This is a genomic window from Herbiconiux sp. VKM Ac-2851 (assembly GCF_013205105.1).
GTDB lineage: Bacteria > Actinomycetota > Actinomycetes > Actinomycetales > Microbacteriaceae > Herbiconiux > Herbiconiux flava.
This window is the reverse complement of the sequence record NZ_JABMLJ010000002.1, coordinates 60149-73993: the sequence shown is the minus strand read 5'-3', so window position 1 is coordinate 73993 and position 13845 is coordinate 60149. Positions and strand designations below refer to the sequence as shown.

General features: G+C 72.7%; 13 protein-coding genes. 6 read left to right on the top strand and 7 right to left on the bottom strand.

Features of this window, described 5'->3' with window-relative positions:
- Positions 1-2 precede the first annotated feature (2 nt).
- From HQQ85_RS07025 to HQQ85_RS07005, 5 genes are all read right to left on the bottom strand, one after another.
- On the bottom strand, positions 3-1094 hold the full coding sequence (locus tag HQQ85_RS07025) for a substrate-binding domain-containing protein (RefSeq protein WP_173181834.1): 1092 nt from the start codon (positions 1092-1094) through the stop codon (positions 3-5).
- Positions 1095-1220: 126 nt separating this feature from the next.
- Positions 1221-2048, bottom strand: a complete 828-nt coding sequence (locus HQQ85_RS07020; RefSeq protein ID WP_173181833.1) for an ATP-binding cassette domain-containing protein — start codon at positions 2046-2048, stop codon at positions 1221-1223.
- Between the two features lie 103 nt (positions 2049-2151).
- Positions 2152-3201, bottom strand: coding sequence for an acyltransferase family protein (locus HQQ85_RS07015; protein WP_173181832.1), 1050 nt, complete (start codon positions 3199-3201; stop codon positions 2152-2154).
- Positions 3202-3293: 92 nt separating this feature from the next.
- Positions 3294-5105 carry a cell wall-binding repeat-containing protein gene (locus HQQ85_RS07010; RefSeq protein WP_173181831.1) on the bottom strand — a complete coding sequence of 604 codons (1812 nt, stop codon included), beginning with the start codon at positions 5103-5105 and terminating at the stop codon, positions 3294-3296.
- A gap of 59 nt (positions 5106-5164) precedes the next feature.
- On the bottom strand, positions 5165-5494 hold the full coding sequence (locus HQQ85_RS07005; protein WP_173181830.1) for a hypothetical protein: 330 nt from the start codon (positions 5492-5494) through the stop codon (positions 5165-5167).
- Between the two features lie 100 nt (positions 5495-5594).
- Here HQQ85_RS07005 and lpdA point away from each other — a divergent pair, with 100 nt between their 5' ends.
- Both lpdA and HQQ85_RS06995 read left to right on the top strand, forming a co-directional pair.
- Entirely contained in the window at positions 5595-6995 is a 1401-nt protein-coding gene (gene lpdA, locus HQQ85_RS07000) for a dihydrolipoyl dehydrogenase (RefSeq protein ID WP_173181829.1), read from the top strand.
- 37 nt (positions 6996-7032) lie between these two features.
- Positions 7033-8265, top strand: coding sequence for an MFS transporter (locus HQQ85_RS06995; RefSeq protein ID WP_173181828.1), 1233 nt, complete (start codon positions 7033-7035; stop codon positions 8263-8265).
- A gap of 15 nt (positions 8266-8280) precedes the next feature.
- On the opposite strand, the gene HQQ85_RS06990 is transcribed toward HQQ85_RS06995, so the two are convergent.
- Positions 8281-8898 carry a dihydrofolate reductase family protein gene (locus HQQ85_RS06990; protein ID WP_173181827.1) on the bottom strand — a complete coding sequence of 206 codons (618 nt, stop codon included), beginning with the start codon at positions 8896-8898 and terminating at the stop codon, positions 8281-8283.
- A gap of 122 nt (positions 8899-9020) precedes the next feature.
- Between HQQ85_RS06990 and HQQ85_RS21600 the strand changes: the two genes are divergently transcribed.
- Positions 9021-10073 carry a helix-turn-helix domain-containing protein gene (locus tag HQQ85_RS21600; RefSeq protein ID WP_173181826.1) on the top strand — a complete coding sequence of 351 codons (1053 nt, stop codon included), beginning with the start codon at positions 9021-9023 and terminating at the stop codon, positions 10071-10073.
- A 68-nt stretch (positions 10074-10141) separates the two neighbouring features.
- Here the strand turns inward: HQQ85_RS21600 and HQQ85_RS06980 are convergent, their stop codons facing one another.
- Complete coding sequence (locus tag HQQ85_RS06980) at positions 10142-10372, bottom strand: hypothetical protein (protein ID WP_173181825.1); 231 nt, start codon at positions 10370-10372, stop codon at positions 10142-10144.
- A gap of 92 nt (positions 10373-10464) precedes the next feature.
- Between HQQ85_RS06980 and HQQ85_RS06975 the strand changes: the two genes are divergently transcribed.
- The 3 genes from HQQ85_RS06975 (at position 10465) to HQQ85_RS06965 (ending at position 13831) form a co-directional block, all read left to right on the top strand.
- Entirely contained in the window at positions 10465-11481 is a 1017-nt protein-coding gene (locus HQQ85_RS06975) for an NAD(P)-binding domain-containing protein (RefSeq protein ID WP_173181824.1), read from the top strand.
- 106 nt (positions 11482-11587) lie between these two features.
- Complete coding sequence (locus HQQ85_RS06970) at positions 11588-11752, top strand: hypothetical protein (protein WP_173181823.1); 165 nt, start codon at positions 11588-11590, stop codon at positions 11750-11752.
- Between the two features lie 120 nt (positions 11753-11872).
- On the top strand, positions 11873-13831 hold the full coding sequence (locus tag HQQ85_RS06965; protein WP_173181822.1) for a cell wall-binding repeat-containing protein: 1959 nt from the start codon (positions 11873-11875) through the stop codon (positions 13829-13831).
- Positions 13832-13845: the final 14 nt, after the last annotated feature.

Sequence of the window (13845 nt, the reverse complement as noted above, 5' to 3'; positions counted from 1 at the left end):
GCTTACGCCTTGCAGAACAGGTCGTACTCGGTGCTGCCCTTCGGGGCATCGGCGAGCTGGCTGACGCGGTCCTCGATCGCGGGGATCGACGCGGCCTCCTCGGCGGTGACGGGGCAGGGCTGCACGCTCACGGCGGCGTCGTCCCCGGTGTCCTTCACCGCGGGCGCGTTGCCGGCCTCGATCTCGTCGGCGATCTCGAAGGCCGAGGCGGGGTAGCCCTCGAGGAAGTACATGACGCTGCCGACGAGGTTCGGGTCGACGTTGTCGCCCGTGATGAGCCCGCCGTCCTGGCCCCAGCCCATGATCGAGCCGTCACGGCCGAGCTGCGTGGCGGCCTGGAGGGCGCCGACCACGGCCTGGTCGTTCAGGCCCACGACGAGGATGTTCTTCGCGTCGGGGTGTGCCGCGAAGACGCCGGGGGCGTTCGCGAGCGAGGTGGTCAGGTTGCCGTCGGCCTCGTACGAGACGTAGTTGCCCTCGGGGATGTCGGGGCAGGTCTTCTTCACCGCGTCGCGGGCGTTGCCGGTGCGCCAGGTGTTGATCTGGCCGGCGGCGGTGCCCTCGGCCGAGATGACCAGGTCGACCTTGCAGTCCCACTTCTCCTTGGCGAGCTCGCCGAGGCTGGTGCCGCCCTCGGTGCCCGCGGCGGCGTTGTCGACGCCGACGAAGTACCAGCCGGGCTGGGCGATGTCGAAGGTGACGACCGGGATGCCCGCTGCCTCGTACTTCTTGGCGATGACCGGGTTCGCCGAGGGCTGCCCGTTGAACATCATCACGACGTCGACGCCCTTCTGGATGAAGATGTCGGCGTTCTTGGTGGCGGTGGCCTCGCTGTTGTCGTTGCTCAGCTCGACGAAGTCCCAGCCGCGCTGCTCGGCGAGGCCCTGGGCGACGTCGCCCTGGAGCTGCTGCCAGTCGGCGTCGGGCTGGCCACCGGTGGCGAAGCCGACGGTGAAGGTGCCGTCGTCGGCGGCCCCGGTGGAGTCGCCTCCGGCGGTGGTGCCGACCGTGCTGCAGCCGGTGAGGGCGAGACCGGCAGCGAGGCCGATCAGGCCGAGGCGGGCGAGGCGCCCGCGGGTGGTGGAGTGCGTCATTGCAGTTGCTCCTCGGTGAAGGGGTGGGTTGGTGGTGCGGGTGGGTGGTGCTGTGGTGGTGGTCTGTGCGGCCGCGGTGGCCGGCGGTGGGCCGGCGGGGCCGGCCGTGGTGGGGCCGGTGCCGGGTCAGGCGACGACGGTCGCCGAGTCCTCGGGGGTGGCGATGTCGGCCGGGATGGCGCCGGTGATCAGGCCGACGATGGTCGCGGGCGTGATATCGGCGACGGTGCGGGTGGCGATGGTGCGGCCGAGTCGCATCACGGTGACCCGGTCGGCCACCTGCGCGAGCTGCTGCATGTTGTGGCTGACGAGGATGACGCTGACGCCGTGGTCGCGCAGCCGGCCGATCAGCTCGAGCACCTGTGCCGACTCCCGCACGCCGAGCGCGGCGGTCGGCTCGTCGAGGATGACGATCTGCCGGCCCCAGAGCAGCGCCCGGGCGATGGCGAGGCACTGGCGCTGACCGCCCGACATGCCCTTGACCGAGACGTTGACCGACTGGATGCCGACGCCGAGCTCGGCCAGCACCTCCCGGGAGCGCTTGCGCATCCCCCCGTCGTTGACGACGTTGAGCAGGCGCAGGAACGGGTTCTTCGACAGCTCCTCGCGGCCGAGGTAGACGTTCTGCACGGCCGACATCGTGTCGACGAGCGCCAGGTCCTGGTAGACCGTCTCGATGCCGGCCTCGAGCGCGTCGGACGGGCGGCGGAAGCTCTGCTCCACCCCGCCGATCTCGATCGAGCCCGTGTCGGGCACGACCGCGCCGGACAGGATCTTCAGGAACGTGGACTTGCCGGCACCGTTGTCGCCGACGAGGCCCATGACCTCGCCGCGCCGCAGTGTCATGGACGCGTCGGCCAGGGCTACGACAGCCCCGTAGCGCCGGGAGATGCTCGTCGCCTGCAGGGCCACGTCGGATGCGGCGGCCTGCGGGACGGATGCGTTATCAGCCATCGGGAACCTCGTCGTTGAGAACCTAAAACGTTCTAGATAAAACGTTCTAGGGAAGAATTGCACGCGGCCGCAGCGCTCGTCAAGAGGCAAATTGAATCGTTTTTCAGCGCGCGCGGGAGAGGGCGGCGAGCACGCGCTCGAGCGGGCCCTGCCCGAGGGTCGCCGCCCAGAGGCTCGCACCGACGAGGCTGGCCGCAGTGAGCACCGCGAACGGCAGCCAGGTGTCGGCGAGCGCTCCGCCGGAGCTCCGCCACACCGCGAGCGCCACGACGTGCACGGTGTAGACGGTGAGGGGCATGGCGCCGACGGCCTGCACCGGCCACAGCACCTCCCCGGTCACCCGGCGCCACCCGCGCGCCGGGTCGGTGACGACCAGCAGCGCTGCGATCAGGGCCACGGCGGCCCCGATCGCGGCGAGGTGCACGAGCAGTTCGGTGGGGAACGGGCGTTCCCCCGGGCCCCCGGTGCCTCGGGTGGCGAGGGTCGCGAGGGCGAGCACGGCCCCGGCGCCGAGCAGCAGGAGCTGCGTCCTCCGGCGGCGGAGCGGGAACCGGGAGATCGCGAACCCGAGGGTGAGGAAGCCGAACCAGAGCAGCAGCGGGTACTGCCCGATCGCCGCCCACTCGAACAGTTGATTCAGCACCAGGTTCCGGGCGAGCTCGTCGCGGGCGGCGATCGGCAGGGCGGCGGCGAGGGCCGAGCCGGCGACGACGGCCGCCGCAGCACCGGCCAGCAGCAGCGGGGTGCGCACCCGCAGGAAGGGCAGCGCGATCAGGAACAGCACGCCCCAGGTGTCGAGCACCACCGCCACCCCGGAGGCCATGGTCTGCAGCACGAGGCCGAGGGCGATCAGGACGACCCCGCGCACCGCGATCTCGCGGCGGATCTCCCGGTCGGAGAGCCCGCGGCGCTCGGCGCTCGCGACGAACAGCCCGAGCGCGATCCCCCCGACCACGGCGAACAGCGTGCGCGGGCGCTCCCCGCCGCCCGCCACGGCGATCACGTCGAGGGCGCCGGTCGGCACCGTGGGCTGCACGTGTGCGACGAACATCGTCAGCACGGCGATGCCGCGGGCGATGTCCACGGCGGGGATGCGGTCGGCGCCGCTCCGGCGGGCGGCCCGGGGCGTACGGGCGGCGGTCTGGGTCGTCACCCCTCCGATCCTCCGGGTACCCGGCCGTCAAGGGCGGTCGAGCCGCTCGGAGTGTCGCCGGGACGATCGCCGCTGTCGTCCCGGTGACCTTCTCAGCAGGTGCTGAGCGACGCCACCCCGGCCCCGAGCGAGACCGGTCCGCCGAGCAGGGTGACCTTCGTGTTGTCGAAGGAGCGGAAGCTCGCCTTCACATCGGCGGGCACGCAGTTCTGCGGCACGACCAGCAGGGGCGCGCCGAGGGCTCCGGCATAGGCGGAGCCGGCCAGGGCGTCGGGGAAGTTCACCCCCGTGGCCAGGAAGACCCGGTCGCTCGTGCCGTAGGCGTCGTCGTTCACGGCGAGGGCCGTCTCGTAGCGGTCGTCGCCCGCGAGCCGCTTCACCGAGACGCCCGGCAGTGCGTCGAGCGAGGAGGCGACGCCCGCCGAGACGGTGTTCGGCCCTCCCGCGATGGCGACCGTCGAGACCTTCAGGCTCTTCAGCGTCGTGGCGGTGTCGGAGTCGATCGACGAGGCGCCGCCGTTCACGAGGATCACCGGCCGCCCGAGGGCCCCGCCGGCGCCGCTCGCGCTCAGGGCGTCGGGGAAGTTCAGGCCGGTGGCGACATAGGCTCCGGATGCTCCTCCCGGGAAGGCATAGGCGGCGAGGCCCCGCGACACGGCGAACCGGTCGGCCCCGTCGATGCGCTTCACGGATCCTGTCAGCTTAGACACCTGCTGCTTCACGGCGTCGGACACCGCATTCGTGCCGCCGACGATGACGACCTTGGAGGGCTTTGGCCGCACGATCTCGGCGCGCACCTCGTCGGGCAGCGCATCCGGGGTCGTCAGGAGCAGGGGGCCGTGTGCCGCCACCGCGGCAGGTCCCGCCGAGAGGGCGTCGGCGTAGCCGGTGCCGGTGGCGAGGTAGACGGTCGGGGCGCCCTTCGGGAAGGCCTGCTTCGAGATCGCGACGGCACCCTCGAAGCGGTCGTCCCCCTGGATGCGGTCGACGTCGATGTGCGGGAAGCCGAACCAGTCCGTGTAGACGAACCAGAAGTTGAGGTTGCCGATGCTCGAGCACTTGTCTCCATCGGTGCGTGGCATCTTCGCCGCGTCGTTGGGCTGGTAGGGGGTGTACGAGTAGAGGGCCGCGGTCGCCACCGTGCGGAGGGTGATCGTGGCCGCGCCGCAGCCGGAGTTCGGCGAGTAGTCGATGGACGTCGGGGTGCCCACGGGGAAGCGCGGGTCGGTGCGGTAGTCCTTCAGCTGGCGGGCCGCGTTGTAGACCTGCAGAAAGAAGCCCTTGTAGGCGGGGTCGCAGCTCGAGGTGTCGGGGCATCCGTAGCCCGTGGCCTGGTCGTAGGAGGCGTTGCTCGGGTCGTTGCTCAGCACGACCGAGGACTCCTTCTGGATCAGCGCGAGCAGTGCCTTCTGGCTCACCCCGCAGGCCTTGCCCGAGGCCGCGATCATGGCCGAGGCCTTCGTGTAGCCGGCGGGGACGGCGGTGCAGTCGTTGTTCGCGGGCTGCGCGGGCGAGGCCGAGAAGGAGCGGATGTCGATGCAGTTGGCGCTCGCGCACACCGGGGTGTTCTTCACCAGGAAGTCCTGCACCTGCTCGGCGCTCATCGCGCCGCCGTCGTACATCTTCTTGTCGGTGATGATGTCGTCGTTGCGGAAGCTCGCCACGCTGCCGGCCGCGAGGTAGGCCTCGAACTCGGGCGACGGCGCCGGATCGGGCGACGGGGCGGGATCCGGTGACGGAGCCGGCGTCTCGGCGGCCGCACTCGGCGTCGGCGTCGCCGTCTCGGCCGCGACGGTCGGCGTGGGGGACGGGGACGGCGACCCCTCAGTGGCGGCAGCGGGCGCGGCGGCCGCCGTGAGGAGGGCGGCGACGAGCGACAGCGACCAGAGCATCCGGAATCTCATGGGGGAACGCTAGCCGTCATCGACAGCTGTCGGAAGAGACCCGGGGTGAACTCGCGGGGTCAGTACTCGTCGCCGAAGCCCGGCTTCGAGGCCTCGGGATCGGGCTGAGCGCGGGCCGGCCGCAGCCTGGCCGTCTTCTCCTGCATCGACGCGACGGCGTCGGGATCGTCGAGATCGACGTCACGATCCAGCGCCGGAGCCGCGAAGAGCTGGCTGGCCGGACCGATCAGCAGCCGCACGGTGCCGCGCAGCCCCTCGTCGGACAGGGCCGGCACGACGACCAGATCGGACTTGCCCACGTCGGCCAGGGCTTGGGCGTATTCGACGACCGCGTCGCAGATGGCATCACTCAGCAGAATGAATCCACCCGCGTAGAAGAGCTTCTGCATCTCTCCATACTCCCCCCATCCGGCGAGTTCGCCAGGGGCGACTAGTGTCGATAGCAGGCCGAGAAGCCTCATCCCCACTGTTCTTCCCCGAAGGAGATCCATGTCCTCGCACTACGACGTCGTCGTCCTCGGAGCCGGCCCCGGTGGCTACGTCGCCGCCATCCGTGCCGCTCAGCTGGGCAAGAAGGTGGCCGTGATCGAGTCGCAGTACTGGGGCGGGGTCTGCCTCAACGTCGGCTGCATCCCCTCGAAGGCGCTGCTCCGCAACGCCGAGCTGGCGCACATCTTCCACCACCAGGCCGAGCAGTTCGGCATGTCCGGTCAGGTCGACTTCGACTTCGGCGTCGCCTTCGACCGCAGCCGCTCGGTGGCCGACGGTCGCGTCAAGGGCGTGCACTTCCTGATGAAGAAGAACGGCATCACCGAGATCGACGGCCGCGGCTCGTTCCAGGATGCGCACACGATCGAGGTCATCCTCGGCGCGGGCGGCACCGAGACCGTCACCTTCGACGACGCCATCATCGCGACCGGCAGCACGGTGCGGCTGCTCCCCGGCGTCGAGCTGAGCGACAACGTCGTGACGTACGAGACGCAGATCCTCACCCGCGAGCTGCCCGGCTCGATGGTGATCGTGGGCGCCGGTGCCATCGGCATGGAGTTCGCCTACGTGCTGAAGAACTACGGCGTCGACGTCACCATCGTCGAGTTCCTCGACCGCGCGCTCCCCAACGAGGACGCGGACGTCTCGAAGGAGATCGCCAAGCAGTACAAGAAGCTCGGCGTGAACATCCTGACCTCCACCAAGGTCGAGACGGTCGTCGACGACGGCTCGCAGGTGACCGTCACCTACACGGCGAAGGACGGCTCCCAGGGCACGCTCGTCGCCGACAAGGTGCTGATGTCGATCGGCTTCGCGCCCCGCGTCGACGGCTTCGGCCTCGACAAGACCGGCGTGCAGCTGACCGAGCGCGGCGCCATCGCGATCGACGACTTCATGCGCACGAACGTCGAGAACATCTACGCCATCGGCGACGTCACCGCGAAGCTGCAGCTCGCCCACGTGGCCGAGGCCCAGGGAGTGGTGGCGGCCGAGACCATCGCCGGCGCCGAGACCCAGTCGCTCGGCGACTACCGCATGATGCCCCGCGCCACCTTCTGCCAGCCGCAGGTCGCCTCGTTCGGCCTCACCGAGCAGCAGGCCCGCGACGAGGGCCACGAGCTGCTGGTGTCGAAGTTCCCGTTCACCGCGAACGGCAAGGCCCACGGCCTCGGCGAGCCCACCGGCTTCGTCAAGCTGATCGCGGATGCCCAGTACGGCGAGCTCCTCGGAGCCCACCTCATCGGCCCCGACGTCTCCGAGCTGCTGCCCGAGCTGACGCTGGCGCAGAAGTGGGATCTCACGGCCACCGAGCTGGCTCGCAACGTGCACACGCACCCCACGCTGAGCGAGGCGCTGCAGGAGGGCTTCCACGGCCTCACCGGCCACATGATCAACATGTGATTCGATCCGGCGTCGCCGGGCGTGGGAGGCTCGGGGGGTGAACCCGCCCGCCGAGCCGCCCGCCTGGCGCGGGTTCGAACGGGGAGAGCGGGCCTACGCCCGCATCGTCGTGGCCCTCTTCGCCGCCGGGTTCGCCACCTTCGCCCAGATCTTCGACGCGCAGGCGGTGCTGCCCGCCCTCGGCCGTGAGCTGGGCGTGCCGGCGGCGGGTGCCGCGCTGACGGTCTCGGCGACCACCATCGGCCTGGCGATCTCGGTGCTGCCCTGGGCATCCGTCGCCGACCGCATCGGGCGTATTGCGGCGATGAAGATCTCGCTGGTCTCGGCCACGGTGCTCTCGCTGCTGGTGCCCCTGATGCCGGGCTTCGAGTCGGTGCTCGTGATGCGCGGGCTCGTCGGCCTCGCGCTCGGGGCGGTGCCGGCGATCGCGGTGGCCTACCTCGCCGAGGAACTGCACGGTTCGTGGGTCGGAGTGGCCGCCGGCACGTATGTCGCCGGGAACACGATCGGCGGCATCGCCGGCCGGCTGGTGGCCGGGCCGCTGTCGGAGGTCGTCGGCTGGCGGTCCGGGCTGCTGGCCGTGTCGGTGCTCGGCGCGGTCGCCGCGGCGACCTTCTTCGTGCTGGTGCCGGCGGCGCGGGGGTTCGTGCGGGTGCGGGGGGTCGCCGTGCCGGTGCGCACGCGCATCCTGTTCCAGCTGAAGGACCCGGTGATGCTCGCGCTCTACGCGGTGGGGTTCCTGCTGATGGGGGCGTTCTCGGTGGTCTACAACTACCTCGGCTTCCACCTGACGGGGGCGCCTTTCCTCGTGCCGGAGACACTGGTCAGCCTGCTCTTCGTCGCCTATCTCTCGGGCACGGTGGCGAGCCGGGTCTCGGGCGGGCTCGGGCAGCGGATCGGCTACCTGCGCGTGATGCTCGGGGGCATCGCGATCATGGTGGCCGGGCTGGTGCTGCTGTTCAGCGACTCGCTCGCCGTCGTGATCGTGGGGCTCGTGGTGTTCACGGTCGGCTGCTTCAGCGCGCATCCGGTCGCCAGCGGGCTGAGCGGCCGCTGGGCCCAGCTCGGCCGCGGCCAGTCGACGGCCCTCTACCAGCTCGCCTGGCTGAGCGGCACGGCGTTCTTCGGCTGGGCCGTGGGGGTCGTGTACGGCGGGGCGGGCTGGGCGGCGACGCTTCTCACGGTGCTCGGGATGTGCGGGGCGGCGGCGCTCGCCGCGGGCGTCGGCATCGGGCTGCTGGGGCGGCGGAGGCCGGTGCCGCCGGCCTGACGTCGCGGTGACTCCTCAGGGCTCCATCGTGCCGGTCGAGACGGGCGGGCCCGGAGCGTAGCGGAGGAGCACGACCCCCGAGGGGGAGGCCGTGGGCGGCTCGAGCAGGGTGAGGCCGAGCGGCGCTCCGTCGTCGGGGAAGAGTCGCTTCCCGAGGCCGAGGGCCACCGGGTGCAGCCAGAGGTTGAGCACATCGAACAGGCCGGCGCGCACGAGGGTGCGGGCGAGCTCGAGGCTGCCGATGACGTGCACACTGCGGTGTCGCGCGCGCAGGCGGTCGAGCTCGGTGGGGAGGTCGGGGCCAAGCAGCTCGGAGCCGCGCCAGGGCAGCGCGGGGGCTCCGCGCGAGACGACGTACTTCGGCACCTCGTCGAAGGTGCGGGCGATGGGGGAGCCGGTATCGAGCTGCGCTGGCCAGTACGCCGCGAAGAGGTCGTAGGTCCAGCGGCCGAGCAGCAGCGCATCCAGCTCGTCGATGCCGGCCGTCACCTGGGCGCCGACGGTGTCGTCGACCAGCGGAGCCTGCCAGCCCCCGAACGCGAAGCCGCCCGAGGGGTCCTCCTCCGGGCCTCCCGGCGCCTGCATGACGCCGTCGAGGGTGCTGAACAGGTCGATCACGATGCGTCCGGTCATGGGATCTCCTCCGTTGCACTCCATTGGCGCGCATCCGGTCGTCGGCGTCAAGGGGTGGGCTGCAGGATGTTCGGGGAAGGGCGTGACGAAACGTTCGTTCTCCCCGTCTTATCTGTGACCGTGTGTCTGCGACCCTGCAGACGGCTGCCGGGCAGACCCGCCCCGGAGGCCGCGCGGTGCGCGAGAGGGAGAGAACGACGAGCAGCTACACAGCAGGCCACGAACCCGGTGGAGCCCTGCGCCGATTCGAGAGCGCGGGCGCCGACCCGCGTGAGGCGGCGACCACCTACTCCGACGCGTACGGCGGCGGCAGTCTCCGCGTGCGCGCGGCGTCGGGCGACTTCGCCTACCGCTACGCCTACATCGGCGACGAGCGGGTGACGCTGCGCACCTCCGAGTGCAACGGCATCCTGAGCGGCGACGTCCTGCACCTGCAGGAGTACGTCGTGGGCTGGTTCCGGCGCGGCGGCGGCACGCTCGACCTGCGCCCCGTCACCCGGCGCGGCTCGGACACCTCCGACCCGCTGCTGCTCCCCGCCGAGCGGCGCTTCAGCCTGGAGTTCGAGCCGCACCGGCAGAACCTCATCCACTTCGCGCCCGAGTTCCTCGAGAAGGTCGCGACCGAGCAGCACGACGGCCCGCTGCAGCCGATCTCGTTCGACTACGCCGCGCCCGCCGATCCCTCGGTGCTCGACCGGTGGCGCTCCGCCGTCGGCGAGGCCACGCAGGCGATCGCCCGGGTGGGCGCCGGCCCGCTCGTGCGACTCGCGGCCGAGCTCGACCTCGCGCGCGTGCTGCTGCGCCTGTTCCCGTGGCGGGCGTGGGACGTTCCGGAGAGCATCCGCACCCCCGCCGCCTGGCGCACCCGGGTCGCGCTCGACTACCTGCACCACCACGCGCACGAGGCGATCGCCCCGGCGGACGCGGCCGAGGCGGCGGGCATCCACACCCGAACCCTGCAGCAAGCCACGCGCCGGCACTTCGGCATGTCGCCGTCGACGTACCTCAGGAACATCCGGCTCGACCGGGTGCGGCGGGAGCTGCTCGAGCGTGATCCCGGCTCGGCGACCGTGGCCGAGATCGGGCGCGACTGGGGCTTCGGCAACCTCGGGCGCTTCGCGGCGTCGTACTCGGTGCGGTTCGGGGAGCGGCCGAAGGACACGCTGCGGCGGTAGGCGCGCATCCGCTCGGGATCGGCGTGGTTGGCCTGCGCGGCCTCGGCGTCGCTCGCGCATCCGCTCGGCTAAAGCTCGCGGCGCTCCTTGAGGCGCAGCCGCCGCGCCTGGAACGCCGACAGGCCGCCGAGCAGCAGCAGGCCGATCGCCAGCGCGACCGCGACCTGCCAGAACTCGTTGCGCGTGAGCAGGTTGGCGAAGAGCACGATCAGGCAGCCGCCGTTCAGGCCGAGCGCGAGGTAGGAGTACTTCGCCGAGGTCCAGCGCGGTCGGTCGGCGGGCGGGACGGGGCTCGGCATGCGTCCATTCAAGCAGAGCGGATGCGCGGGGCCCCGTGTGGGGGCGGTGGGGTGCTGGCGCGGGGGCTGCGCGGCGCCTCTAGAGTGGCCCCGTGAGCGAGAGGGCGGCCGGCGGGCGGATCGCGGTGCTGGGGCTGGGGCGGATGGGGCTGCCGGTGGCGGGGCGGCTGGCGTCGCGGATGCCTCCGGGTGCGGTGACCGGGTTCGACCCCCTGGCGGAGCGGCGGGCCGCGGCCTCGGCCGCCGGCCTGGCCGTGGCCGCGTCGGCCGAGGCGGCGGTGCGCGGAGCCGACGTGCTGGTGCTCGTGCTGCCCGGGTCGGCCGAGGTCGAGGCGCTGGTCGCGGGGGCGGAGGGCGCGAGCATCCTGAATCTGCTCGAGGCCGGGGCCACGGTGCTCGACCTGACCAGCACCGACCCGAGGGTGGCCGAACGCGCCGCCCGCGCGATGGCGATCGGCCGACCGGGGCGGGCGGGCTCGGAAGGCCGGGCAGGCGACGTGGGTCCATCAGGGCGGGTCGGCTGGGTGGGCGCGCCCATGGGCGGGGGCGTCGCCGGGGCCGCGAGCGGCGGGCTGACGTTGTTCGTGGGCGGTGCGGCCGACGACGTCGGGCGGGTGAGGCCGCTGCTCGACGCGCTCGCCGATCCGGTCGCGGGTGGGCGGGTCGAGCTCGCCGGTGCGGGGCCGGGCGACGGATGCACGGCGAAACTCCTGGTGAACACCCTCTGGTTCGGCCAGGTCGCCGCGGTGGCGGAGGCGCTGCAGATCGGGCGCGACCGCGGCCTCGACCGGTCGCGGCTCGTCGGGCTGCTGGCGCGGAGCGCGGCCGGCGGCGCCGTGCTCGAGGGCTACGGGCAGGCGATCGTCGACGACGAACCGCTGGCGGTGTTCGGCCTCGACCGGGTGGTCGAGGAGCTCGAGATCGTGCGCGGGCTCGCCGCCGACGCCGGCACCGACGCCCGAATCGCGGAGCTCGTCGCCCGCCTGCACCGGGAGGCGCTCGCCGAGTTCGGGCCCGTCGACGGGGAGCTCCTGGTGGCGCGGCTGATCGCGCGCCGGACCGCACGACCCGGATCGCCGACACCCGATCATGCGACCCGGGGGGATTGACAGCGGCTGCGATCTGAGCGGCTGGCGTTCCCGGCCGGGTGTGCTGCACAATCGCCTGGTCGGAAAACCCGTCCGACGCCCGATCGATTCTGGAGGCGCATCCCCGATGGTCACTCTCGGACTCACCAGCACCACCGCGGCACCCTCGTCCGCCGCACCCGCATCCGTCCGCACGGCCCGGTGCGAGCACTGCGGCGACGTCGTCGAGCACGGCGGCTCGTTCTGCTCGGACGAGCACGCGGCCGCCTGGTTGGAGACGCCCTTCAGCTGAGTGCGCTTGGCGGGCGGCGCACTCCTGGGCCACACTGATCCCGACGGCGTCATCGGCGTCATCGGGGGATCGAGGGGGAACAGGATGACCGGTCGCGCGTTCAGGCGGACAGCAACCATCATGAGCGGGCTGGCCGTGACGGCCGCGCTGGCGCTCGCCGCACCACTGGGGGCCGCCGCGGCCGCGCCCGCCGCGCCCGCTGCGCCCGCCGTCGGATCGTCGGTCGCCGACGCCCCGGCCCCGACGGTCGACCGGCTCGGCGGCGCCGACCGCACGGCCACCGCCGTCGCGATCTCGAAGCAGGCCTACCCGGGCACGGCCCCCGTCGTCTACGTCGTCACCGGCACCGGGTACGCGGATGCGCTCTCCGCCGGTCCCGCCGCGGCCGTGCAGGGCGGCCCGCTGCTGCTCACCGCGGGAGCCACCCTCCCGCAGGCCGTCGCCGACGAGATCACCCGGCTCCACCCGGACCGCATCGTCGTGGTCGGTGGTCCCGCCGCGGTCGGCCGCGCGGTCATCTCGGCCCTCACCCCGCTGGCACCCGAGGTCGAGCGCGTCGCCGGGGACACCCGCTTCGCGACCTCCCGCGCGGTCGCCGACTACGCCTTCGGTGACGGTGCCGCGGAGGCCTACGTCGCGACCGGCCGCGACTTCCCCGACGCGCTCACCGCCGGCGCCCCCGCCGGCTTCCACGACGCCCCGGTGCTGCTGGTCGACGGCCTGGCGTCAGAGCTGGATGCCCCGACCCGCGATCTCGTGACGCGACTCGGTGTCGACGGCTTCGTCGTGGCGGGCGGGCCCGCATCCGTCACCCCGGCCCTCGAGGAGGACCTCGAGACCATCGCGCCCACCACCCGCCTCGGTGGCGCCGACCGCTTCGAGACCTCGACCGCCGTGAATCTCGACGGCTTCGCCACCGCGGAGCGCGCGTTCCTCGTGACGGGCACCGACTTCCCGGATGCGCTGGCCGGCTCGGCCGTCGCGGGCAGCGTCGGCGCGCCGCTCTACGCGGTGCGGCCCGACTGCGTGCCCGAGTCGACCCTCGCGGCGCTGCAGCAGCAGGGAGTCACCCGGGTGACCCTGCTCGGTGGCCCGAACGCCCTCGGTGCCGGCGTCGCGGCACTCACGGGCTGCGGCACGGAGCACCAGCAGGCGCCCGTGCGGGTGCCGGTCGCGTGCGACGCGGTGCTGCCGGAGGGCACGGCCGAGGCGCTCGCCGGGTCTGCGCTCGACCCGGTCGCCCTCGCCGGAACCCACCCGCTCGACTTCGCCGACGCCCGGGCGGGCGCGCTCACGTGCAGCTTCAGCGGCCCCGACGTGCCGGCGGGCAGCTACCGCGCCGGGGCGTACCTGACCATCGTTCCCGACGTCACCGTCGAGGACTACGAGTGGACGGCGAACGGCGAGACCTTCGGCGGCAGCCCGGCCATCCCGGGCGGCGGCCCCGAGTCGAAGGAGTTCTGCACGGTCGGCGGCACCTTCCCGATCTGCGGTCTGGTCGACCATGTCGCCGGCTACGGCGTGCGCCTCTCGGTGTCGCCCGCGTCGGGCGCGATCACACCCGAGCTGGTCGCGGCCGCCCGCAGCGCGTTCGCGGGGGCGTCCGCCGCGGTGGTCGCCGGTGGGGAGCCGGGCCCGCTCTGGCACCCCGCGGGCGCCGACCTCGCGGGCGCGTCGAGCTGCGACGAGCTGATCCCCCTCGACCGGCTGGCGGGCATCGTCGGCGATACGACGGTGAACGTCTATCGCAGCTATGAGGGCGAGTACGCGCTGGCGAGCTTCCGCAGCAACCGGCAGGTGGGCGGCTTCGGCTGCGGCTGGTCGGGCGAGACGGCCCCGACCGTGTGGGCCGCGGTGCTGCCGGGCGGCGCCGGCTACTTCCCCGAGTCGACGCCGGTGGGCGGCGGCACCTGGGCGCCGGCCACCGGCTACCCGTTCGAGGCCTTCGTCTCCTCGTCGGGCGACCAGGTGGCGGTGCTGCTCGACAACGCGTGGTTCTCGCTGCGCGTCACGCCGGGGCAGGAGGCGCTGCTGCCGCAGTTCGCGGCGGCGGTCGTCGAGACGGTGACGGCGGGCTGAGCCGGGCGGTTGGC

Excerpts from the sequence above, each read along its gene's own strand:
- HQQ85_RS07025 (WP_173181834.1), bottom strand. The coding sequence starts at position 1,094 with ATGACGCACTCCACCACCCGCGGGCGCCTCGCCCGCCTCGGCCTGATC.
- HQQ85_RS07020 (WP_173181833.1), bottom strand. The coding sequence starts at position 2,048 with ATGGCTGATAACGCATCCGTCCCGCAGGCCGCCGCATCCGACGTGGCC.
- HQQ85_RS07010 (WP_173181831.1), bottom strand. The coding sequence starts at position 5,105 with ATGAGATTCCGGATGCTCTGGTCGCTGTCGCTCGTCGCCGCCCTCCTC.
- HQQ85_RS07005 (WP_173181830.1), bottom strand. The coding sequence starts at position 5,494 with ATGCAGAAGCTCTTCTACGCGGGTGGATTCATTCTGCTGAGTGATGCC.
- lpdA (WP_173181829.1), top strand. The coding sequence starts at position 5,595 with ATGTCCTCGCACTACGACGTCGTCGTCCTCGGAGCCGGCCCCGGTGGC.
- HQQ85_RS06990 (WP_173181827.1), bottom strand. The coding sequence starts at position 8,898 with ATGACCGGACGCATCGTGATCGACCTGTTCAGCACCCTCGACGGCGTC.
- HQQ85_RS06980 (WP_173181825.1), bottom strand. The coding sequence starts at position 10,372 with ATGCCGAGCCCCGTCCCGCCCGCCGACCGACCGCGCTGGACCTCGGCG.
- HQQ85_RS06970 (WP_173181823.1), top strand. The coding sequence starts at position 11,588 with ATGGTCACTCTCGGACTCACCAGCACCACCGCGGCACCCTCGTCCGCC.
- HQQ85_RS06965 (WP_173181822.1), top strand. The coding sequence starts at position 11,873 with ATGAGCGGGCTGGCCGTGACGGCCGCGCTGGCGCTCGCCGCACCACTG.